At 71.0% G+C, this 19,929-nt stretch carries 15 protein-coding genes and 5 tRNA genes; 8 read left to right on the forward strand and 12 right to left on the reverse strand.

Features of this window, described 5'->3' with window-relative positions; translation table 11 throughout:
• Nucleotides 1-77: 77 nt before the first annotated feature.
• From DEJ46_RS11325 to DEJ46_RS11365, 9 genes are all read right to left on the reverse strand, one after another.
• Nucleotides 78-150 (reverse strand) — tRNA-Glu (locus DEJ46_RS11325).
• Between the two features lie 40 nt (nucleotides 151-190).
• A tRNA-Gln gene (locus DEJ46_RS11330) sits at nucleotides 191-262 on the reverse strand.
• 14 nt (nucleotides 263-276) lie between these two features.
• Nucleotides 277-349, reverse strand: a tRNA-Glu gene (locus tag DEJ46_RS11335).
• 84 nt (nucleotides 350-433) lie between these two features.
• Nucleotides 434-506, reverse strand: a tRNA-Glu gene (locus DEJ46_RS11340).
• Nucleotides 507-548: 42 nt separating this feature from the next.
• Nucleotides 549-620: transfer RNA gene (locus DEJ46_RS11345), tRNA-Gln, on the reverse strand.
• A gap of 94 nt (nucleotides 621-714) precedes the next feature.
• Entirely contained in the window at nucleotides 715-1,437 is a 723-nt protein-coding gene (locus tag DEJ46_RS11350; protein WP_150265728.1) for an HAD family hydrolase, read from the reverse strand.
• Between the two features lie 116 nt (nucleotides 1,438-1,553).
• Nucleotides 1,554-3,029 (reverse strand): glutamate--tRNA ligase, encoded by a 1,476-nt coding sequence (gene gltX, locus DEJ46_RS11355; protein WP_150265730.1) that lies wholly within the window; start codon nucleotides 3,027-3,029, stop codon nucleotides 1,554-1,556.
• Nucleotides 3,022-3,807: a fumarylacetoacetate hydrolase family protein gene (locus tag DEJ46_RS11360; RefSeq protein ID WP_017235976.1), complete on the reverse strand. Its 786-nt coding sequence runs from the start codon at nucleotides 3,805-3,807 to the stop codon at nucleotides 3,022-3,024. The genes gltX and DEJ46_RS11360 overlap by 8 nt, the downstream gene beginning before the upstream one ends.
• Nucleotides 3,808-3,898: 91 nt before the next feature.
• Nucleotides 3,899-4,111, reverse strand: a complete 213-nt coding sequence (locus DEJ46_RS11365; RefSeq protein ID WP_150274326.1) for a hypothetical protein — start codon at nucleotides 4,109-4,111, stop codon at nucleotides 3,899-3,901.
• Nucleotides 4,112-4,683: 572 nt separating this feature from the next.
• Between DEJ46_RS11365 and DEJ46_RS11370 the strand changes: the two genes are divergently transcribed.
• The 8 genes from DEJ46_RS11370 to DEJ46_RS11405 all read left to right on the forward strand — a co-directional run bounded on the left by DEJ46_RS11370 (nucleotide 4,684) and on the right by DEJ46_RS11405 (nucleotide 15,473).
• The gene (locus tag DEJ46_RS11370; protein WP_223834594.1) at nucleotides 4,684-8,619 is read left to right on the forward strand and encodes a nitrate- and nitrite sensing domain-containing protein; all 3,936 of its coding nucleotides are present in this window, start codon (nucleotides 4,684-4,686) and stop codon (nucleotides 8,617-8,619) included.
• A 9-nt stretch (nucleotides 8,620-8,628) separates the two neighbouring features.
• Nucleotides 8,629-9,042, forward strand: coding sequence for a roadblock/LC7 domain-containing protein (locus DEJ46_RS11375; RefSeq protein ID WP_015036421.1), 414 nt, complete (start codon nucleotides 8,629-8,631; stop codon nucleotides 9,040-9,042).
• A 132-nt stretch (nucleotides 9,043-9,174) separates the two neighbouring features.
• Entirely contained in the window at nucleotides 9,175-9,579 is a 405-nt protein-coding gene (locus DEJ46_RS11380) for a DUF742 domain-containing protein (protein ID WP_017235980.1), read from the forward strand.
• Complete coding sequence (locus DEJ46_RS11385) at nucleotides 9,560-10,141, forward strand: GTP-binding protein (protein WP_150265733.1); 582 nt, start codon at nucleotides 9,560-9,562, stop codon at nucleotides 10,139-10,141. The genes DEJ46_RS11380 and DEJ46_RS11385 overlap by 20 nt, the downstream gene beginning before the upstream one ends.
• Nucleotides 10,142-10,513: 372 nt before the next feature.
• Nucleotides 10,514-13,843 (forward strand): nitrate- and nitrite sensing domain-containing protein, encoded by a 3,330-nt coding sequence (locus tag DEJ46_RS11390; RefSeq protein ID WP_150265735.1) that lies wholly within the window; start codon nucleotides 10,514-10,516, stop codon nucleotides 13,841-13,843.
• Between the two features lie 7 nt (nucleotides 13,844-13,850).
• Nucleotides 13,851-14,264, forward strand: a complete 414-nt coding sequence (locus DEJ46_RS11395) for a roadblock/LC7 domain-containing protein (RefSeq protein WP_026057603.1) — start codon at nucleotides 13,851-13,853, stop codon at nucleotides 14,262-14,264.
• 92 nt (nucleotides 14,265-14,356) lie between these two features.
• Nucleotides 14,357-14,911, forward strand: coding sequence for a DUF742 domain-containing protein (locus DEJ46_RS11400; protein WP_150265737.1), 555 nt, complete (start codon nucleotides 14,357-14,359; stop codon nucleotides 14,909-14,911).
• Nucleotides 14,892-15,473 (forward strand): GTP-binding protein, encoded by a 582-nt coding sequence (locus tag DEJ46_RS11405; RefSeq protein ID WP_017235983.1) that lies wholly within the window; start codon nucleotides 14,892-14,894, stop codon nucleotides 15,471-15,473. The genes DEJ46_RS11400 and DEJ46_RS11405 overlap by 20 nt, the downstream gene beginning before the upstream one ends.
• 158 nt (nucleotides 15,474-15,631) lie before the next feature.
• On the opposite strand, the gene DEJ46_RS11410 is transcribed toward DEJ46_RS11405, so the two are convergent.
• The 3 genes from DEJ46_RS11410 to DEJ46_RS11420 all read right to left on the reverse strand — a co-directional run bounded on the left by DEJ46_RS11410 (nucleotide 15,632) and on the right by DEJ46_RS11420 (nucleotide 19,897).
• On the reverse strand, nucleotides 15,632-15,826 hold the full coding sequence (locus DEJ46_RS11410) for an acyl-CoA carboxylase subunit epsilon (protein WP_150265739.1): 195 nt from the start codon (nucleotides 15,824-15,826) through the stop codon (nucleotides 15,632-15,634).
• A 12-nt stretch (nucleotides 15,827-15,838) separates the two neighbouring features.
• Nucleotides 15,839-17,422, reverse strand: a complete 1,584-nt coding sequence (locus DEJ46_RS11415) for an acyl-CoA carboxylase subunit beta (RefSeq protein ID WP_150265741.1) — start codon at nucleotides 17,420-17,422, stop codon at nucleotides 15,839-15,841.
• Nucleotides 17,423-17,575: 153 nt separating this feature from the next.
• Entirely contained in the window at nucleotides 17,576-19,897 is a 2,322-nt protein-coding gene (locus DEJ46_RS11420; RefSeq protein WP_150265743.1) for a polysaccharide lyase 8 family protein, read from the reverse strand.
• Nucleotides 19,898-19,929: the final 32 nt, after the last annotated feature.

Raw genomic sequence — 19,929 nt, forward strand, 5'->3', positions numbered from 1 at the left:
GCCGGAGTTGTGTCCGCTTACGGACGGCACGGAACAGCGAAGAAGCCCTCCCCCGAAGGGAAGGGCTTCCTCGTTTGTACCCCCGACCGGATTCGAACCGGCGCTACCGCCTTGAGAGGGCGGCGTGCTAGGCCGCTACACAACGGGGGCCTTGCGGATGAGATCCGCGGTTGCAGATGAGCTCTGCGAGCTGGCCTACCTGGACTCGAACCAAGACTAACGGAACCAGAAACCGTCGTGCTGCCAATTACACCATAGGCCATGGTGGTTGCACCGTACCCCCGACCGGATTCGAACCGGCGCTACCGCCTTGAGAGGGCGGCGTGCTAGGCCGCTACACAACGGGGGCCCTAGCGATCCCACCCGGCATGAGCCGGGTGATGTCACCGCGGATTCACCGGGAGCTACCCAGGTGTTCCGCAGGATGGATCTGTACCCCCGACCGGATTCGAACCGGCGCTACCGCCTTGAGAGGGCGGCGTGCTAGGCCGCTACACAACGGGGGCTTTGTGGATGCCATCCACAGGTTGCAGATAAAGCTCTGCGAGCTGGCCTACCTGGACTCGAACCAAGACTAACGGAACCAGAAACCGTCGTGCTGCCAATTACACCATAGGCCACCGTGGCAACGTCCCCCACCAGGGAGGATCCTGCTCGGCTTGCGCTTTCCGGGTTCTTGCCTTTCGGCTTGTTCCCCTCGGCGCAGAAAGAACATTACCTGAAGGTGGACGGTGCTCCAAAACGGGTATCCCCCCGGAGCAGGGCGGGGAGCTGGCGGAGGTCCGTGATCCGCGCCAGCTCGGGTCGGCCGCCCGTGTCCGCGCGATCCAGCCAGACCCCCAGGAGCCCCGCCTCGACCGCGCCCCGCGCGTCGGTGTCGGGCTGGTCCCCCACGTACGCGATCTCCTCCGGGGCCAGGCCGAGGGCCGTACAGGCCGCGTGGAAGGCCTCCGGAGCGGGCTTGGCGACACCGAGCTCGGCGGCGCACAGGACGGCCTCGAAGCGGTCGCGCACGCCCAGGGCGCGGAGCTTGGGTTCCTGGGCGTGGATGCTGGAGTTCGACAGCACCGCCTGCCGGTAGTCGGCCGCGAGCAGGTCGAGGACGGGCAGGGCGTCGGGGAAGAGCTCCCAGGCCGCCTGGTAGTGGACGACGTACCGGTCGAACCAGTCGTCGGCCCCGGCGGCCGTGAGCTCCGGCACCCCGAGGAATTCCCGGACGCGGGCCCGCCGCTGGTCCTGGAAGTCGCCGCCCTCGATCTCGAAGCGGCGCCAGTGCAGTTCCGTGAGCTCCTGCCACCGCGCGAGGGCCTGGTCGACGGAGTCGAATCCGTCGAGCAGGCCCTCGGCCGTCAGATGCGCGCTCATGCCGGCGCGGTCGGCTGTCGCGTAGTCGAAGATCGTGTCGTCCACGTCCCACAGGACGGCGCGGATGCTCATGCCACGACCGTACCGCCGCGCCCCGGTCACGCGCGGGTGATTCCCCGGCGCCGGAAACGCCCCGGGGGCGGCGACCGGAGGTCCGGTCGCCGCCCCCGGGGAGGGAAGAGCGGGGCTCAGCCGGCGAGCTTCGCCAGGGCCGCGTCGATGCGGGCCAGGGACTTCTCCTTGCCCAGGATCTCCAGGGACTCGAAGAGGGGCAGGCCGACCGTGCGGCCGGTGACGGCGACGCGGACGGGGGCCTGGGCCTTGCCGAGCTTGAGGCCGTGGGCCTCGCCGGCGGTCAGGACCGCGTTCTTGAGGGACTCCGGGTCGCTCCAGTCGGCGTCCACGAGCTTCTCGCGGGCCGTGGTGAGCAGCGCGGCCGGCTCGCCCTTCATCGCCTTGTCCCACGAGGGCTGGTCGAAGACCGGCTCCGGGAGGAAGAGGAAGTCGACGTTGGCCGTGATGTCCGAGAGGACGGTGATGCGCGTCTGGGCGTGCGGCGCGATGGCCTCCCAGGCGGCGCGGTCGAAGTCCTCGGCGGCCCAGTTGGCGTGCGGGGCCTTGAGCCAGGGCTCGCAGGCCTCGGCGAAGGCCTTCACGTCCAGCATGCGGATGTGGTCGCCGTTGATCGACTCGGCCTTCTTGAGGTCGAAGCGCGCCGGGTTGGCGTTCACGTCGGCGATGTCGAACTTCGCGACCATGTCCTCGATCGAGAAGACGTCCTGGTCGGCGGAGAACGACCAGCCGAGGAGCGACAGGTAGTTCAGGAGGCCCTCGGGGAGGAAGCCGCGCTCCCTGTAGAGGTTGAGGGAGGCCTGCGGGTCGCGCTTGGAGAGCTTCTTGTTGCCCTCGCCCATGACGTACGGCAGGTGGCCGAACTGCGGGATCTCCTTGGCGACGCCCAGCTCGATCAGCGCCTTGTACAGCGCGATCTGGCGCGGGGTGGAGGAGAGCAGGTCCTCGCCGCGCAGGACGTGGGTGATCTCCATCAGGGCGTCGTCGACCGGGTTCACCAGGGTGTACAGCGGGGCGCCGTTGGCGCGCACGATGCCGTAGTCGGTGACGTTCTCCGGCTGGACGGTGATCTCGCCGCGGACCAGGTCGGTGAAGGTGGTCGCCTCGTCCGGCATCCGGAAGCGGACGATGTGGCTGCGGCCCTCGGCCTCGTACGCCTGCTTCTGCTCGTCGGTGAGGTCGCGGCAGTGGCCGTCGTAGCCGGAGGCGCGGCCGGCGGCGCGGGCGGCCTCGCGGCGCTCGTCGAGCTCCTCGGTGGTGCAGTAGCAGGGGTACGCGTAGCCGCCGGCGAGCAGCTTGTCGGCGACGTCCTTGTAGATGTCCATCCGCTCCGACTGGCGGTACGGCGCGTGCGGGCCGCCGATCTCGGGGCCCTCGTCCCAGGTGAAGCCGAGCCAGCGCATCGAGTCGAGCAGCTGCTGGTACGACTCCTCCGAGTCGCGCGCGGCGTCGGTGTCCTCGATGCGGAAGACGAACGTGCCCTCGTTGTGCCGGGCGAAGGCCCAGTTGAAGAGAGCGGTGCGGACCAGGCCCACGTGGGGGTTGCCGGTCGGCGAGGGACAGAAACGGACGCGGATGTTCGCGTTAGCCACGCTTGATCACCTTATTGGTGAGAGTGCCGATGCCTTCGATGGTGACGGCGACCTCGTCGCCGACGTTGAGGGGGCCGACCCCGGCGGGGGTGCCGGTGAGGATGACGTCGCCGGGGAGCAGCGTCATGGCCTCGGTGATGTGGACGACCAGGTCCTCGATGGAGCGGATCATGTCGCTCGTCCGACCCAGCTGGCGCTGTTCGCCGTTGACCGTGGCCTGGATGGCCAGGTCGCTCGGGTCGAGGTCGGTCTCCACCCAGGGCCCCAGGGGGCAGGAGGTGTCGAAGCCCTTGGCGCGGGCCCACTGCTTCTCGCGCTGCTGGGCGTCGCGGGCGGTGACGTCGTTGGCGCAGGTGTAGCCGAAGACGACGTCCTTCACGCGCTCGCGGGGCACCTCGCGGCACATCCGGCCGATGACCACGGCCAGCTCGGCCTCGTGGTGCAGCTCGTTGGAGAAGGAGGGGTACTCGATGGCGTCGCCGGAGCCGATCACCGAGGTGGTGGGCTTGAAGAAGGCGACGGGCACGTCGGGGACCTCGTTGCCGAGTTCGGCGGCGTGCTCCGCGTAGTTGCGGCCGATGGCCACGACCTTGTTGGGGAGCACGGGCGGCAGGAGCCGTACCTTGCTGAGCGGGACCTTGGTGCCGCTCAGCTCGAAGTCGGTGTACGGGATGCCCTTGATGATGTCGAGGACGAGGCCGCCGGACTCGACGGTTCCCTCGCCCTCGACGGCGCCGAAGGCCACATTGCCGTCGATGGAGAATCTGGCGATGCGCACGAGTGCTGTCGCCCCTCACTTGGTACTGGCTGGAGTCTGACGCTCCAGGCTAACGCGGCGAGGGGGCGGCCGACCGGCGGTATCGGCGGTGTCAGCGGGAGGCGGACACGTACGGGGCCGGCTCGAAGGGGGCGGGGGCCGTCATGAGGACGGTGCGGCGGGGGTTGGCCGTCTGCCCGGGGAGTTCGGCGGCGTACTCCGGCAGGGCGCCCCGGCCGAGCTGTGCGGCGTCCTCGAGGTGCGCGAGGGTGGAGCGGCGCGGGTTGGCCGTGGTGAGCAGCTGCGCGGTCTTCGTGGGGTTCATGGCGTTCTTCAGACCCTGTCCCGGGAGGGGCGCCCGTGCGGGCGCGAGCATCGTGTAAAGCGTCAGGCTAAACATGCGATTCCCTTCGAATGCATGGCTAAGACATCGATCATCGTGTGAGTTTGCTCACCAATCACTCCACATTCCCGACATTACGGGCTGTCGCGAGCCGTCACGGAAACGGGCATTCCGGCACTGAATGCTCTATTCCGCTCCTGATCATCGCGACTGGGACACACGGGCACGCGGTGCCATTGGGGCGAAAAAGTCCGGTTCCTCCGTGATCATCTTCTACATGGGGTGACACGTCGAGTACGGGTTGTCATCCCGCTCCGGGTCCGACACGCGGCCCTTGTTGGAGGTCCGGCACTGTGCTGGAATTCCACGCACCGTCGCGGGTTTCAAGCCGGCGCGCAGGGGGCGCAACGCAGCGCCGGTTCCGAGTGGCGGGGAAGGGGGAACTGCGCCGGTCACCGACGACCACCATGGGACGCACCACGCGTCCCATACGACGCCGACACCGTCCTCTCCGTTCACCCGGAAGGACGCCTGGTCCAGAGGTTGCGACGCTAGTGCAGGGACGTTTCAAGAGGGATGGCTCGGGGTCTCCCCAGGCCCGTCAGGGCCGAGCCGAAGCTCCGGCGGAGCAGGAACCGCGTGCCGGGACCGACCGCGGTCCCTCGGCCTCGCACACCCCCAACCAGGGTCAGGGACCTTCCGGCGACGGCGGTGACGGCAGGCGCGCGAGCGCCGGGACCGCATCCGCCGAGGCCGCCGAGGCTCCCGACAAGCCCCAGCCCGAGAACTCGGTCGGCCCCCGAATAGCCCTGCGCAACTGGCGCATCTCCACGCGTCTGGTCGCTCTGCTGACCCTGCCCGTGGTCGCGGCCACCTCGCTGGGCGGTATCCGCATCAGCGAGTCGCTCGCGGACATCGAGCAGCTCGACCACATGCAGCTGCTGACCAAGCTGACCCGTGAGGCGACCGACCTCGCCGTGGCCCTCCAGGCCGAGCGTGACCTCTCCGCCGGCCCGCTGGCCAACGGCAGGCCCGTCACCGACTACCAGGTCGCGAACCCGCGCAAGAAGACCGACCGCGAGTACAAGGCCTTCCTCGCCGCCACCGACGAGATCCCGAGCACCGAGGACGACGACGCGCTGCGGAGCATCCGCCAGAACGTCAGCCAGATCGCCTCCCAGGTCACCGGTCTCCACCTGATCCGCGGCAACGCCTACACGAAGGGCGTCTCCCACTCGGTGACGGTCGAGGCGTACAGCCGTCTCATCCGTTCGCTGCTCAGCCTGTCCCAGGACATGGCCCAGGCGACCAGCAACCCCGAGATGATCAAGCGGACCCGGGCGCTCGCCGCCTTCTCGTCCGCCAAGGAGTACGCCTCCATCCAGCAGGCGATCATCGCCGGAGCGCTCCCCCCGAACGACCAGAGCCCCGGCAGGATCCAGCAGGGTGACCGGCTCTACGGCGAGGCCGCCTTCAACTCCGAGGGCGTCGAGCTCAAGTCCTTCCGGGCGATCTACGAGACGACCGGCGGGGACGCCGAGGAGCTCACCGCCGCCCTCAACAACGGCGACCCGTCGATCACCGCCGCCGAGAAGTACGCCGAGCGCGTGCTGAAGTCGGACGCGGCGATGCCCGGTGGCACCAAGCGCGGTCACCTGAACTTCACCGACGAGTACGGCACCAAGATCACCGCCATGAACCGGACCGAGAGCATCCTGCTCGGCGAGATGGAGACCATGGCGCGCGAGCTGCGGCAGGAAGCCCAGCGCGAGGCCATCATCAACGGTGCCCTGATCCTCCTCGTCCTCGGCGTCTCGCTCATCGGCGCCTTCGTCGTGGCCCGGTCCATGATCCGCTCGCTGCGCCGGCTCCAGGACACCGCGACCAAGGTCGCCCAGGACCGACTGCCCGAGCTCGTCAAGCAGCTCTCCGAGTCGGACCCGCAGGACGTCGACACCTCCGTCGAGTCCGTCGGTGTGCACTCCCGGGACGAGATCGGCCAGGTGGCCGCGGCCTTCGACGACGTGCACCGCGAGGCCGTGCGTCTCGCCGCCGAGCAGGCCCTCCTCCGGGGCAACGTCAACGCGATGTTCACCAACCTCTCGCGCCGTTCCCAGGGCCTCATCCAGCGTCAGCTCTCGCTCATCTCCGAGCTGGAGTCCCGCGAGGCCGACCCGGACCAGCTGTCCTCGCTGTTCAAGCTGGACCACCTCGCGACCCGTATGCGCCGGAACGGCGAGAACCTCCTCGTCCTCGCCGGTGAGGAGCCGGGCCGTCGCTGGACCCGCCCCGTCCCGCTGGTCGACGTGCTCCGTGCCGCCGCCTCCGAGGTGGAGCAGTACGAGCGCATCGAGCTGGCCGCGGTCCCGGCGACCGAGGTCGCCGGCCGGGTCGTCAACGACCTCGTGCACCTCCTCGCCGAGCTGCTCGAGAACGCCACCTCGTTCTCGTCCCCCCAGACCAAGGTCCGGGTGACCGGTCACGCGCTGCCCGACGGCCGTGTGCTCGTCGAGATCCACGACACCGGCATCGGCCTCTCCCCCGAGGACCTCGCCGCGATCAACGAGCGGCTCGCCTCGCCGCCCACCGTGGACGTCTCGGTCTCCCGTCGCATGGGTCTCTTCGTGGTCGGCCGCCTGTCCCTGCGACACGGCATCCGCATCCAGCTGCGTCCCTCCGACTCGGGCGGCACCACCGCGCTCGTCATGCTGCCGGTCGACGTCGCCCAGGGCGGCAGGAAGCCCATGCCCAACCCGGGCGCCGGCGGCCAGGGCGCGATGCCCCAGGGTGCCCAGGCTCCCGGCGGACGGCTCCCCGGCGGTCCCGCGGCCGGCGGCCCCGGCGGCGGACGTCCCGGCGGTCCGGGCGGTGCCCCTTCCGCGGCCGGCCGGCTCGGCGCAGCCGCCGGTGCCGGACGCGGCCAGGTCGGTACGAGCGCTCCGCGCGCCGCGCTGCCCGGCCGTGAGGGCGCCCCGCTCACGGGTGGCCCCCAGCCGTCCCGTACCCAGCAGCCCCAGCAGGCGCAGCTGGACCAGAGCGGGCAGCTGCCCCAGGCGTCCAAGGGCCCGCAGCAGGACCCGCTGCGTCCGGCCCCCGGCGCGGGCGGTCTCATCGGCGGCGCCGCGAGCGCCATCCCGTCCCGCACGGACGTGTGGGGCAACCAGGGCAACCAGGGCGCGCAGGGCAACCAGGCGGGCCGGCATTCCGGCCCCGGTGCCCAACGGCAGGCCCCGCAGGGCGAGCAGGCCGCCGGTTACGGCGCCCCGCGCGCCGAACTGCCGGGCGGCAACGCCCAGCCGCAGCGTCCGCAGGCCGCGAGCTGGGGCAACGACCCGGCGCAGCAGCCGGTCCGGCGCCCGCAGCAGGAGATGACCCCGCTGGACGCTCCCCGCGGTCACGAGGACCCGGAGACGACGGGCCGGTACGCGGCTCCGGCGGCCCCCCAGGGCCCCGGCTCCACGGGCCAGTTCCCGCGTCCCGACTTCGGCGCGCCGCAGCAGGCGCCGCAGGGCCAGCAGCCGCAGGCGCCCCAGGCCCCGCAGATCCAGGCGTACCCGGGCGGTGTGCAGGACCCGGCGTCGACGGCGCAGTTCCCGCGCCCGGACTTCGGCGCGGCCCAGGGTCCCGGCTCCACGGGCCAGTTCCCGCGGCCTGACTTCGGTGCGCAGCAGGGTCCCGGTTCGACCGGTCAGTTCCCGCGCCCCGACTTCGGTGCTCAGCTGGGGGCACCTGCCGGGCCGCAGGGTCCAGGGGGACAGACGCCCCAGCAGGCCCCGCAGGCACAGCAGCAGGGCTACCAGGGCGGCCAGCAGCAGCAGTTCGGCCGGCAGCCCTACGTACCGCAGGCGCAGCAGGCCCCGCAGCAGGCTCCGGCCCCGCGGCAGCGGACCGGCGGCTCGGAGCTCGGTGCCCCGCGCCCGGCGAACGAGCAGGCCGAGCAGCCGCGTCAGCCGCAGCTCCAGCAGCCCCGCCGTCCGGAGGCGCTGCCCCCGGCCCCCGGCTCGGGTGACGGTCGTACCCCGCTGTACGACACGCTGGAGACCAACTGGTTCCACCAGGAGCAGGCCCAGCAGCAGGCCGGGCAGCAGGGTCAGACCCCCGCCGCCCCGCAGGCGCAGGCCCCGGCCGCTCCGGTGGCGCAGCATCCGGCCGGAGGCCCGGCCGGTGCCGGTGACGGCCGGCAGAACGGCGGAGCCGCCTGGCGGACCTCCCCCAACGACGAGTTGGTGCGTCAGGCCGAGCGGGTGCGCAAGCCCGCGGCCGGCGGCGTCACCACCTCCGGCCTCCCCCGGCGCGTGCCGAAGGCCAACCTCGTACCCGGGACCGCACAGGAGCAGGCGCACACCGCCGGCCCCCAGGTCTCGCGTGCACCCGACGACGTCCGCGGCCGGCTCACCAACCTCCGCCGCGGCATCCAGCAGGGCCGACAGGCCGGAAACTCGACCACGGGTAACCACCACCTCGGTCCGAACCATCAGCAGGAGCGTTAGTTGAACGCGATGAGCCAGGCGGCGCAGAATCTGAACTGGTTGATCACCAACTTCGTGGACAACACCCCCGGGGTGTCCCACACAGTGGTGGTCTCCGCCGACGGACTCCTGCTGGCCATGTCCGAAGGATTCCCCCGCGACCGTGCCGACCAGCTGGCGGCGGTCGCATCCGGACTGACCTCGCTGACCGCGGGGGCGTCCCGGATCTTCGAGGGCGGTCCTGTCGCACAGACCGTGGTGGAGATGGAGCGCGGCTTCCTCTTCCTCATGCAGGTCTCCGACGGATCCTCACTGGCCGTGCTCGCGCACCCCGAGTGCGACATCGGCCTCGTGGGCTACGAGATGGCGCTGCTGGTCGACCGGGCCGGCAGCGTGCTCACCCCGGATCTCCGCGCGGAGCTCCAGGGCAGTCTGCTCCACTAGCGGACCGTCATCACGACAGGGCGGTACGCCCCTCCGTACCGCCCTGAACATGTTCATCGTCCGGCCGCCCCACCCGGCCCCCCACCGGCCCCATCCGACGGCGGAAGTCTCGCTGTCACGCCCGGAGGATTCATGACCCCGCCCCCCGCCTCTCACGATCCGTACGGCGCCTCAGTCGACGAGTACGGGCATGAGGGCGACCAGCCGCTGGTGCGTCCTTACGCGATGACCGGCGGCCGGACCCGGCCGCGCTACCAGCTCGCCATCGAGGCGCTGGTCAGCACCACGGCCGACCCGGCGCACCTCGCCACCCTGCTGCCGGAGCACCAGCGCATCTGCCACCTGTGCCGTGAGGTCAAGTCGGTGGCCGAGGTGTCGGCGCTGCTGTCGATGCCGCTCGGCGTCGCCCGGATCCTCGTCGCCGACCTGGCAGAGGCCGGCATGGTGGCGATCCACCAGCCGGGCAACGGAGAAACCGGCGGCACGCCGGACGTGACACTGCTCGAAAGGGTGCTCAGTGGACTTCGCAAGCTCTAGCGGCGGTGCAGCCCGCTCAACCACCAGCGCGAAGATCGTCGTGGCTGGCGGCTTCGGCGTGGGCAAGACCACGTTCGTCGGCGCCGTCTCGGAGATCAACCCGCTGCGTACCGAGGCCGTCATGACCTCCGCCTCGGCGGGGATCGACGACCTGACCCACACCGGGGGCAAGACCACCACGACGGTGGCGATGGACTTCGGCCGCATCACGCTGGACCAGGACCTGATCCTGTACCTCTTCGGTACGCCGGGCCAGGACCGTTTCTGGTTCATGTGGGACGACCTGGTCCGCGGCGCCATCGGCGCCGTCGTCCTCGTCGACACGCGCCGTCTCGCCGACTGTTTCCCCGCGGTGGACTACTTCGAGAACAGCGGCCTCCCCTTCGTCATCGCCCTCAACGGCTTCGACGGACACCAGCCGTACCAGCCCGAGGAAGTCCGCGAGGCGCTCCAGATCGGCCCGGACACCCCCATCATCACGACCGACGCCCGCCACCGCGCGGACGCCAAGAGCGCGCTCATCACCTTGGTCGAGCACGCCCTCATGGCCCGCCTGAAGTAACGGGCCGCAGGGCCGGAGGGCTCGTCCGACCGCGTTCGGGCCCATGCTTTTGTCATATGCCTGCCGTGTGGGGTGATCTGTGTCCTTCGACACGACCGCCCCCGCGTTCATAACGTTTCGACAGAGAATTGGGGCGCCTCGGACACCCGACGCATCCGATCGGTGTCACTGCGCTCACATGAGCCCCGCCATTTGGCGGGGCTCGCTCTTTATGCCCGTTTTATGTCAGGCCTGGAGCACGGAAAGCGGTCGCTTCCCACTGTTTGGAACGGACCCCCTTCACGTGCTGCAATTCATGAACTCCCGAGTAGTACGGCCCTGAACGAAACACCGGCACAACGTAGGTGCCGACGCCGAGAGGTTGTTGGTCGAGTGAGGCGCAGCAAGGAAAGCTCCGCGGAGCAGGAGACACGGGGCAACTTCACCCCGCCGTCGCGCACAGCGGTGTCGCCCGCGGACGTGCCCGTGACACCGCCCCCGGCGGCCGCCCCGGGCAGCTCCAGCAAGCTGTCGCCGCGCAACTGGCGGGTACCCACCCGACTGAACGCGATCCTCCTCATACCCGTGCTCGTCGGCCTCGTCATGGGCGGCTTCCAGGTCAAGGGTGCGATCGACACCTGGCAGGAGGCGCAGGACGCCGAGAAGACGGCCCTCATCGTGCGGGCCGCCTCGGAGTACAGCACCGCGCTCCTCAACGAGCGCGACCTCACCGCCGCTCCCCTGCTGGCCGCGAAGACCCCCGAGGACCGCAAGGCCGACGCGGTCGAGCAGGCGTACGCCGCGACCGACGCCGCCCGTCTCAAGTTCGACGAGGCCGCCAAGAACCTTCCCTCGGGCCAGGGCCTGGAGCGCCGTCTCCGGCTCTTCAAGGACGAGGAGCCGAAGCTCGAAGCGCTCCGCAAGGCCGCCTACAGCCGCTCCCTCGACCCCGTGAACACCCAGCTCGGGTACACCGGCGTCCAGCACTACCTCACCGAGTTCTCCAACGAGCTCGGCCTCGGCACCGGCAACGTCACGACCTACGGCCGCAGCGTCTACGCCGTCCAGCTCGCCAAGGGCGCCGAGTCGCTCCAGCGCTCGATCGGCACGCAGCTCCTGGTCCGGCCCAGCCGCACCGAAGAGGTCTTCGCCCAGCAGTCCGTGGCGTTCAACTCGTACAACTACCTGGAGCAGATCGCCCTCGGCGAGTACGGCTCCGGCGCCCTGCCCGAGGACGTCGACCTCCTCAAGAAGGTCATGGCCGGCAAGGCCGCCGAGGGCGCGAAGCAGATGCAGGCCGCCGACGTCGAGCTGCCCAAGGGCAAGGACGGCTCCGTCTACTCCGGCGTCGCCTCGGCGATCGGCACCGCCAAGACCCCCGAGGCGCTGGCGGCCCTGAAGTCGAAGGGCATCACGGCCGAGACCTGGATGGCCGTCGCCACCGCCAAGTTCGAGGGCTACTCCGAAGTCGAGAAGTCCCTCGTCGACAAGGCCGTGACGGAGGCCGTCAGGATCTCCGACGAGGCCAAGACGGACGCCTGGGTCATCGGCGCCATCGTCGTCGTCGCCCTGCTCACCGCCTTCATCCTGGCCGGGATGATGGCGCGCCAGATGAGCCGCTCGATGCGCGAGCTGCGCACCGCCGCCTTCGGCATCGCCGAGCAGCGCCTGCCGATGCTCGTCGACCAGCTGTCCCGTACCGAGCCCGGCCGGGTCGACACCCGCGTACAGCCGATCCCGATCGACTCGCAGGACGAGATCGGCGAGGTCGCCCGCGCCTTCGACCAGGTCCACCGCGAGGCCGTCCGGCTCGCCGCCGAGCAGGCCATGCTCCGGGGCAACGTCAACGCGATCTTCACCAACCTCTCGCGCCGCAACCAGTCGCTGATCGAGGGCCAGCTGACCCTCATCACCGACCTGGAGAACAACGAGGCCGACCCGGACCAGCTGGAGAACCTCTTCAAGCTGGACCACCTGGCGACCCGTATGCGCCGCAACGGCGAGAACCTCCTCGTCCTCGCCGGCGAGGAGCCGGGCCGCCGCTGGGACCAGCCGGTCCCGCTGGTCGACGTCATGCGCGCCGCCTCCTCCGAGGTGGAGCAGTACGAGCGCATCGAGCTGGCCGGCGTGCCGGAGGCCGAGATCCACGGCCAGGCCGTGACCGACCTCGTCCACCTGCTCGCCGAGCTCCTGGAGAACGCCACGACGTTCTCCTCCCCGCAGACCAAGGTGCGCGTCACCGCGACCCGTCTCCCCGACGGCCGTGTGATGGTCGAGATCCACGACAAGGGCATCGGCCTCACCGCCGAGGACTTCGCGGACATCAACCACAAGCTGGCGAACCCGCCGACCGTGGACGCCGCCGTCTCGCAGCGCATGGGCCTCTTCGTGGTCGGCCGGCTCGCCGACCGCCACGGCATCCGGGTCCAGCTGCGCCCCTCGGGCGAGCAGGCCGGGACGACCTCGCTCGTCATGCTGCCGGACGCGATCACGCACGGCGGTGGCGGCGAGCAGCCGGTCCAGGACGACTTCACCGTCTCGCAGATCATCCCGCAGCAACAGCAGCAGAGCGCCTTCGAGGCCCCGGCCCCGCAGGCGATGCTGACCGCGGCCGACCTCGGCTTCGACGACTCGCGCTACGAGGAGCAGGGCGAGGGCGAGCAGTCGCTCGACCCGGTCAACCGCTCCCTGATGCGCGAGGACCGGCGTGCGACACTCAGCGACCGGGCGCAGGGCGGCGACCGCCCGCTCTTCCGGGACGAGGCGGAGCCCGCGGCGCAGGAGTACGGGCAGGGTCAGGAGTACGACCAGGCTCAGGAGTACGGCCAGGGTCAGGAGTACGCGCAGACCGAGGCGTACGGCGGCCAGGAGTACGGCGGCGAGTACGCGCAGCAGCCTCAGGAGCAGCAGGCGTACGCGCAGCACCAGGAGTACGCGCAGCAGCCGCAGGAGCAGTACGGCCAGGGTCAGGAGTACGCCGGCGAGTACCCGCAGCAAGGCTACGAGCCGTACCCCCAGGCCGGCTATGCGGAAGCTTCGTACGAGACCCCGGCAGTCGAACACCAGCAGTACGGCAATGCGTTCGATGCCCAGGCCCAGCAGGGTGAGTGGCAGGACCAGAGCGCCTACCAGGGCGGCTACGGCCAGCAGTACGGAGCCGAACCGGAATCTGCTCCGGCCGCTCCCGAACAGGCCCGCGACCGCGTAGGCTTCGACCGTCCGGGTCCCACTCCGAACCCCGCCCCGGACGCCGGCCACGCACTGACCGACGCAGGTCTGCCGCGTCGCGGCAGCGTCGCCCCGCAGACGCAGCAGGCGCCGCGACAGGCACCGCCCGCGCAGACGCAACAGCCCGCGCAGGCTCCCCAGCCGGCGCAGGCCGAGCAGCCGGCGGGGTCGGTGGAGCAGCAGGGCGAAGCCGAAGGCTCCGAAGCATGGCGCTCGGCGAACGACGAGCGCTGGCAGCGGGCCGGGAAGCTGAAGGACCCCAAGGCGGGCGGGGTCACCTCGTCCGGTCTGCCCCGACGGGTCCCGAAGGCCAACCTGGTCGAGGGCACGGCGGAGCAGACGCCGCAGGGCGGCCCCCAGGTCTCCCGCGCACCCGAGGACGTGCGGGGCAGGTTGAGCAACCTGCGCCGCGGCGTCCAGCAGGGACGCAGCGCGGGAACGGACACGAACGGATCGGGCCTCGGCCCGGGCAGTACCTACAACCAGGAGCGTTAGTGTGAGCATGAGCCAGGCGGCGCAGAATCTGAACTGGTTGATCACCAACTTCGTGGACAACACCCCCGGGGTGTCCCACACCGTGGTGGTCTCCGCCGACGGACTCCTGCTGGCGATGTCCGAGGGCTTCCCCCGGGACCGCGCCGACCAGCTGGCGGCCGTCGCCTCCGGACTGACCTCGCTGACCGCGGGCGCGTCCCGCATCTTCGAGGGCGGTGCGGTCAACCAGACCGTGGTGGAGATGGAGCGCGGCTTCCTCTTCATCATGTCGATCTCGGACGGCTCCTCGCTGGCCGTGCTCGCCCACCCGGAGGCCGACATCGGCCTCGTGGGCTACGAGATGGCCCTGCTCGTGGACCGAGCGGGCACGGTTCTCACTCCCGACCTCCGGGCGGAGCTTCAGGGAAGTCTTCTCAACTAACAGACAGACAGTGCGTTTCACGTCACCGCACCGTAAGGTGCGGTGGCGCGGTTCCAAGGGACATGGACCGCGAGGCAGTCGGAGGAGGAGACGTGGGAACACCCCCGGGCGCAAGCCACTACAACGGATATGACGCGCACCAGGCGCCGCTGGGCGACACCGCGCAGAACCGGTTCAACTTTCCCTCCACCCCGAGCAGACAGGGCGCTTCGCAGCCCTATCGGCAGCCTCAGGCCCAGCAGCACACGCCGGCGGGCTCGCCGAGCGCCCCGCGTGCCGCGTCCTCCTCGGGCGGTTCGGGTGGGCACAACCCGCTCGTGCGTCCGTACGCGATGACCGGCGGCCGGACCCGGCCGCGCTACCAGCTCGCCATCGAGGCACTGGTCAGCACCACGGCCGATCCGGCCAGGCTGCACGGGCAGTTGCCCGAGCACCAGCGGATCTGCCGGCTGTGCATCGAGATCAAGTCGGTCGCCGAGATCTCGGCCCTTCTCTCCATTCCTCTCGGCGTTGCCCGGATCCTCGTCGCCGACCTGGCGGAGGCCGGACTTGTCGCCATTCACCAGCCAGGCGGCGACGAGGCCGCCGGCGGCCAGCCAGCCGTGACACTGCTCGAAAGGGTGCTCAGTGGACTTCGCAAGCTCTAGCGGCGGTGCAGCCCGCTCAACCACCAGCGCGAAGATCGTGGTGGCGGGCGGCTTCGGCGTGGGCAAGACCACGTTCGTCGGCGCCGTCTCGGAGATCAACCCGCTGCGTACCGAGGCCGTCATGACGTCTGCGTCCGCGGGCATCGACGACCTCACGCACACCGGCGACAAGACGACGACGACTGTCGCCATGGACTTCGGCCGCATCACCCTGGACCAGGACCTGATCCTGTACCTCTTCGGTACGCCGGGCCAGGACCGTTTCTGGTTCATGTGGGACGACCTGGTCCGCGGCGCCATCGGCGCCGTCGTCCTCGTCGACACCCGTCGTCTCGCCGACTGCTTCCCCGCGGTCGACTACTTCGAGAACAGCGGCCTCCCCTTCGTCATCGCCCTCAACGGCTTCGACGGACACCAGCCGTACCAGCCCGAGGAAGTCCGCGAGGCGCTCCAGATCGGCCCGGACACCCCCATCATCACGACCGACGCCCGCCACCGCGCGGACGCCAAGAGCGCGCTCATCACCCTCGTCGAGCACGCCCTCATGGCCCGCCTGCGGTAGTCCCGACGGACGTCCGTACGGATTCTCGTCAAGGCCCCGCGCACCGGTCGGTGCGCGGGGCCTTTGCCGTGTCCTCCGCGGGAAGACGCCCCGCGGAGGGCGGGCAGGCCGAAGGCCCCCGCTCCGGGTGGGAGCGGGGGCCTTCGGTGCGGCGGGTGTCAGCCCTGCCAGGAGTGGGAGGGGCGGAAGCCCGACTGGCGCTCCAGACGGCGCCAGCCGGCCGTGGAGCGGCCGTCGTGCGCCTCGGTGGGCTGGGCGGAGGCCCGGGCGAGCAGGACCGCCGTGATGGCGGCGAGCTCCTCGGGGTCGGCGTGCCCCTTCTCGACGCGGAGGAGGTTGGCAGGGGTGGTCACGTGTGGCTCCTCTTACTGAGGCGGGTTGCCGTGCTTGCGGGACGGCAGGTCGGCGTGCTTGGTGCGGAGCATCGCGAGGGACCGGATGAGCACCTGGCGGGTGTCGGCGGGGTCGATGACGTCGTCGACCAGGCCGCGCTCCGCCGCGTAGTACGGGTGCATCAGCTCGGCCTTGTACTCCTTGACCATGCGGGTGCGCATGGCCTCGGGGTCCTCGGCCTCGGCGATCTGCTTGCGGAAGATCACGTTGGCGGCGCCCTCGGCGCCCATGACCGCGATTTCGTTGGTGGGCCAGGCGTACGTCAGGTCGGCGCCGATGGACTGGGAGTCCATGACGATGTAGGCGCCGCCGTAGGCCTTGCGCAGGATCAGGCTGATCCGGGGCACGGTCGCGTTGCAGTACGCGTAGAGCAGCTTGGCGCCGTGCCGGATGATTCCACCGTGCTCCTGGTCGACGCCCGGCAGGAAGCCGGGTACGTCCAGAAGGGTGATGATCGGGATGTTGAAGGCGTCGCACATCTGCACGAAGCGGGCGGCCTTCTCGGAGGCCTCGATGTCCAGGACACCGGCCAGCGACTGGGGCTGGTTGGCGACGATGCCGACGACCTGGCCGTCGAGCCGGGCCAGCGCGCAGATGATGTTGCGCGCCCAGCGCTCGTGGATCTCCAGGTAGTCGCCCTCGTCGACGAGCTCCTCGATGACCTTGTGCATGTCGTACGGGCGGTTGCCGTCGGCGGGCACCAGGTCGAGCAGGACGTCGGAGCGTCGGTCCGCCGGGTCCTCGGAGGTGACGGTCGGCGGGTTCTCGCGGTTGTTCTGCGGGAGCATCGACAGGAGGTAGCGGACCTCCGCGATGCAGGTCTCCTCGTCGTCGTACGCGAAGTGCGCGACGCCGGAGGTCTCGGCGTGCACGTCGGCGCCGCCGAGGCCGTTCTGGCTGATCTCCTCGCCGGTGACCGCCTTGACGACGTCCGGGCCGGTGATGAACATCTGCGAGGTCTCGCGGACCATGAAGACGAAGTCGGTCAGGGCGGGGCTGTAGGCCGCGCCGCCGGCGCACGGGCCGAGCATCACCGAGATCTGCGGGATGACACCCGAGGCCCTGGTGTTGCGCTGGAAGATGCCGCCGTAGCCGGCGAGCGCCGAGACGCCCTCCTGGATACGGGCGCCGGCGCCGTCGTTCAGGGAGACCAGCGGGGCACCGGCCGCGATGGCCATGTCCATGATCTTGTGGATCTTCGTCGCGTGGGCCTCGCCCAGCGCGCCGCCGAAGATCCGGAAGTCGTGCGCGTAGACGAAGACCGTGCGGCCCTCGACCGTGCCCCAGCCGGTGATCACACCGTCGGTGTAGGGCTTCTTGGCCTCCAGGCCGAAGCCGGTCGCCCGGTGGCGGCGCAGCTGCTCGACCTCGCTGAAGGAACCCGCGTCGAGCAGCAGCTCGATGCGCTCGCGAGCGGTCAGCTTGCCCTTCGCGTGCTGCGCCTCGGTGGCGCGGTCACTCGGGCCGCGGAGCGCCTGCTCGCGCAGGACGTGCAGCTCGGCCACTCGGCCACGGGCATCAGCGGGCTCGCTCGGGATCTGGTCCACAACGGTCATGTACCGACCCTACGAAGTCGAACAAGAAAACTCCGCCGTCGACTCCGTACAGTCTCCCGTGTCGATTCCTGGTGGGGCTGGACAGAAGCGCCGCCCATCCAGCCCGAGTCAACAGCCAGGCACCCCCCGTGTTTGTGGGGTTCCCACATAGCGCTAGAGGAGGACCTCGCAACGGTGCGTGGCTCCGGCCGCACCGGGGGTGATCCGCAGGCGGAGCGATCCGCCCGTGCCGAGCACCTCCACCGAGGGGTCGTGGGCCAGCACCCGGCGGACCGGGCGGTCCCAGACCAGCTCCAGCGGCAGGCCCGTGCGGGGCGGTTCGGCCATCCTCAGGTCGAGGACCGAGCGGCGCCTGCGGGCCAGGACGCTCGCGGGGGCGGTGACGGTGAGGGGCCCCACCGTACCGGCCTGCCAGAAGTTCGCCGCGGTCAGTCCGAGGGACGGGACGGCGACCGCCTGCCGCTCGGCGGTGTTGTCGAGAACGCGCAGCCAGTCCCGGTCGGCGGCGCGGGCGGCGACCCGGTACCGGGAGGCCCCGGGCATCAGGAGGTACGCGTACGAGGCCGCGACCGGGTCCGTCCCGTGGTCCAGCCAGAGCGTCCGGTAGCGGCGGGTGCGGCGCTCGGTGGAGCTGGTGGTGTTGATGTCGCTCCAGGCCCCGGTGCGGTCCTCCTGGACGGTGCGGAGGTTCCCGGTGCCGTCGGGGAGGACCCAGCCGCCGTGGCCCTCCAGGTGCGCCCAGCCGGCGCCGGTGGCGAAGGCCCCCGTCCCGGCCTCGCCGAGCAGGCGGTTGTCGACGACCGTCTCGACGGGCACGCCGTCGGTCGCGGTGATCCCGGCGCCGAGGCAGATGACGGCGTCCGCCGCGCAGAACCAGGACTTGCGGGCCTCCAGAGTGGAGCCGAGGCCCTTGAGGTGCTGGCCGACGGCCGCGTACTCGCCGTCGGTGGCCCCGCCGACCCAGCGCACGGACGGCTTGGGCGCGCCCCACTCGCCACCCGCCCGGTCGGCGAGGCGCTTGGTGGAGACGGTGGTGCCGGGGAGGCGGTACGGGTCGACGGTGGGCCAGAACCAGTCGGTGTACTGGTCGCCGAGGTCCGGGGTCCACCAGGAGAGCATGCCGGCGCCGGTGTGCCAGCCGCGCGGGTTCTCGCCGTTGCCGCACTCGTAGTACGAGATCCGGTCCGAGGCCATGGCGATGTTCGCGGCCCAGCCGGGGCGGCGGTGGACGGCCCGGTCCATGGCGGTGAAGAGCCGGTGGCCGGTGGGTTCGGGCGCGGCGGGGACGGGGGCGGCGGCCACGGCGTGCAGCCGGGCGAGGTCGGCGACGCCGAACTGGCGGGCGGCGAGGATCGGGGAGACGGCGTCCCGCTGGATCCACCCCTTCACGCGCGCGTGCCAGCGGTCGCGCTCGGCGGGCGAGGCTCCGCCGGCGAGGAGGGTCATCGCCGCGATCACGCCCTGGCCGTGGAAGTGGTCGGAGCGCATGATCTGCCGGTCGTCGTTCTTCAGGAGGCCGCGGCTGATCGCGCGGCCGTTGACGCTGTCCATCATCAGGCCGTCGTAGATCAGGGGCGCGTAGGCCTTCTCGACGCTGTCGAGGACGATCTGCCGGTTCGGGTCGGTGACGGCCCAGGTGGACCCGGCCAGGAGCGAGAAGAGGCGGCCGAGGCCGTCGAGCATGACCTGTCCGTAGGTGCCGGAGTAGGCGACCCAGGTGTGCTGGACGAAGGAGCCGTCGGCGTAGAGGCCGTCGCCCTTGGTCACGTACGGGAAGACGGGCGAGAGGGCGTCCCGGGCGAGGGCGATCTTGGCGGGGTTCGCGCCGAGGACCCCGCGCAGGGCGACCGAGCGGCAGAGGTCGACGCGGTTGGCGCCGGTGGAGGTGCCGGTGTAGTTCGTGAGCACCGAGTCGGGGACGAAGTGGTCGACGGCGGCGCAGGCGGCGGCGATGCGTTCGGCGCCGAGGTGCGGGTGCAGCGCGGCGACGACGTCCATGAGGAGGCGGGGGCTGCCGATCTGCCACTCCCACCAGTTGCCGTGGCGGGGGGCGCCCGCGCGGTAGACCGTGGCGGAGAGGTGGTCGAGGCCGCGCAGGACGTCGGTGAGCAGGCCGGCGTCGCCGGTCAGGCCGGTGCCGGGCTGTGCGTACGCCTGGGTCATGGTCCACAGGCGGCTGTAGCTCTGGGTGATGCCGGCCGGCGGGTCGAAGGGGACCCCGGGCCAGAGCGAGGCGGGAGCCGGGGCCATGGTGGCGCGGAAGGCCCGGGCGAGTGTGCCCGTCTCGGCGAGGCGGGAGGCGTAGGGCTCGGCCCCGGCGTCGAAGCCGGAGCCGAGCTGGAGGTCGAGCCACCGGAGGCGGAGGGCCTCGAACTCCGGCTCCGCCGCGGCTGCGGGGAGGGGGAGTCCGAGGGCCGCCGCGGCGGCGGAAGCGGTGATCAGGAACGTACGGCGGGACCAGGCGGGGACGGGCACGGGAGCCTCCCGGGGGAAGTGGTGGAGACCGT

It is taken from the genome of Streptomyces venezuelae (assembly GCF_008642375.1).
GTDB lineage: Bacteria > Actinomycetota > Actinomycetes > Streptomycetales > Streptomycetaceae > Streptomyces > Streptomyces venezuelae_G.

Coding starts and splice junctions, on each gene's coding strand:
- DEJ46_RS11380 (WP_017235980.1), top strand. CDS start 9,175: ATGACCCCGCCCCCCGCCTCTCACGATCCGTACGGCGCCTCAGTCGAC.
- DEJ46_RS11415 (WP_150265741.1), bottom strand. CDS start 17,422: ATGACCGTTGTGGACCAGATCCCGAGCGAGCCCGCTGATGCCCGTGGC.
- DEJ46_RS11365 (WP_150274326.1), bottom strand. CDS start 4,111: ATGAACCCCACGAAGACCGCGCAGCTGCTCACCACGGCCAACCCGCGC.
- DEJ46_RS11395 (WP_026057603.1), top strand. CDS start 13,851: ATGAGCCAGGCGGCGCAGAATCTGAACTGGTTGATCACCAACTTCGTG.
- DEJ46_RS11375 (WP_015036421.1), top strand. CDS start 8,629: ATGAGCCAGGCGGCGCAGAATCTGAACTGGTTGATCACCAACTTCGTG.
- DEJ46_RS11350 (WP_150265728.1), bottom strand. CDS start 1,437: ATGAGCATCCGCGCCGTCCTGTGGGACGTGGACGACACGATCTTCGAC.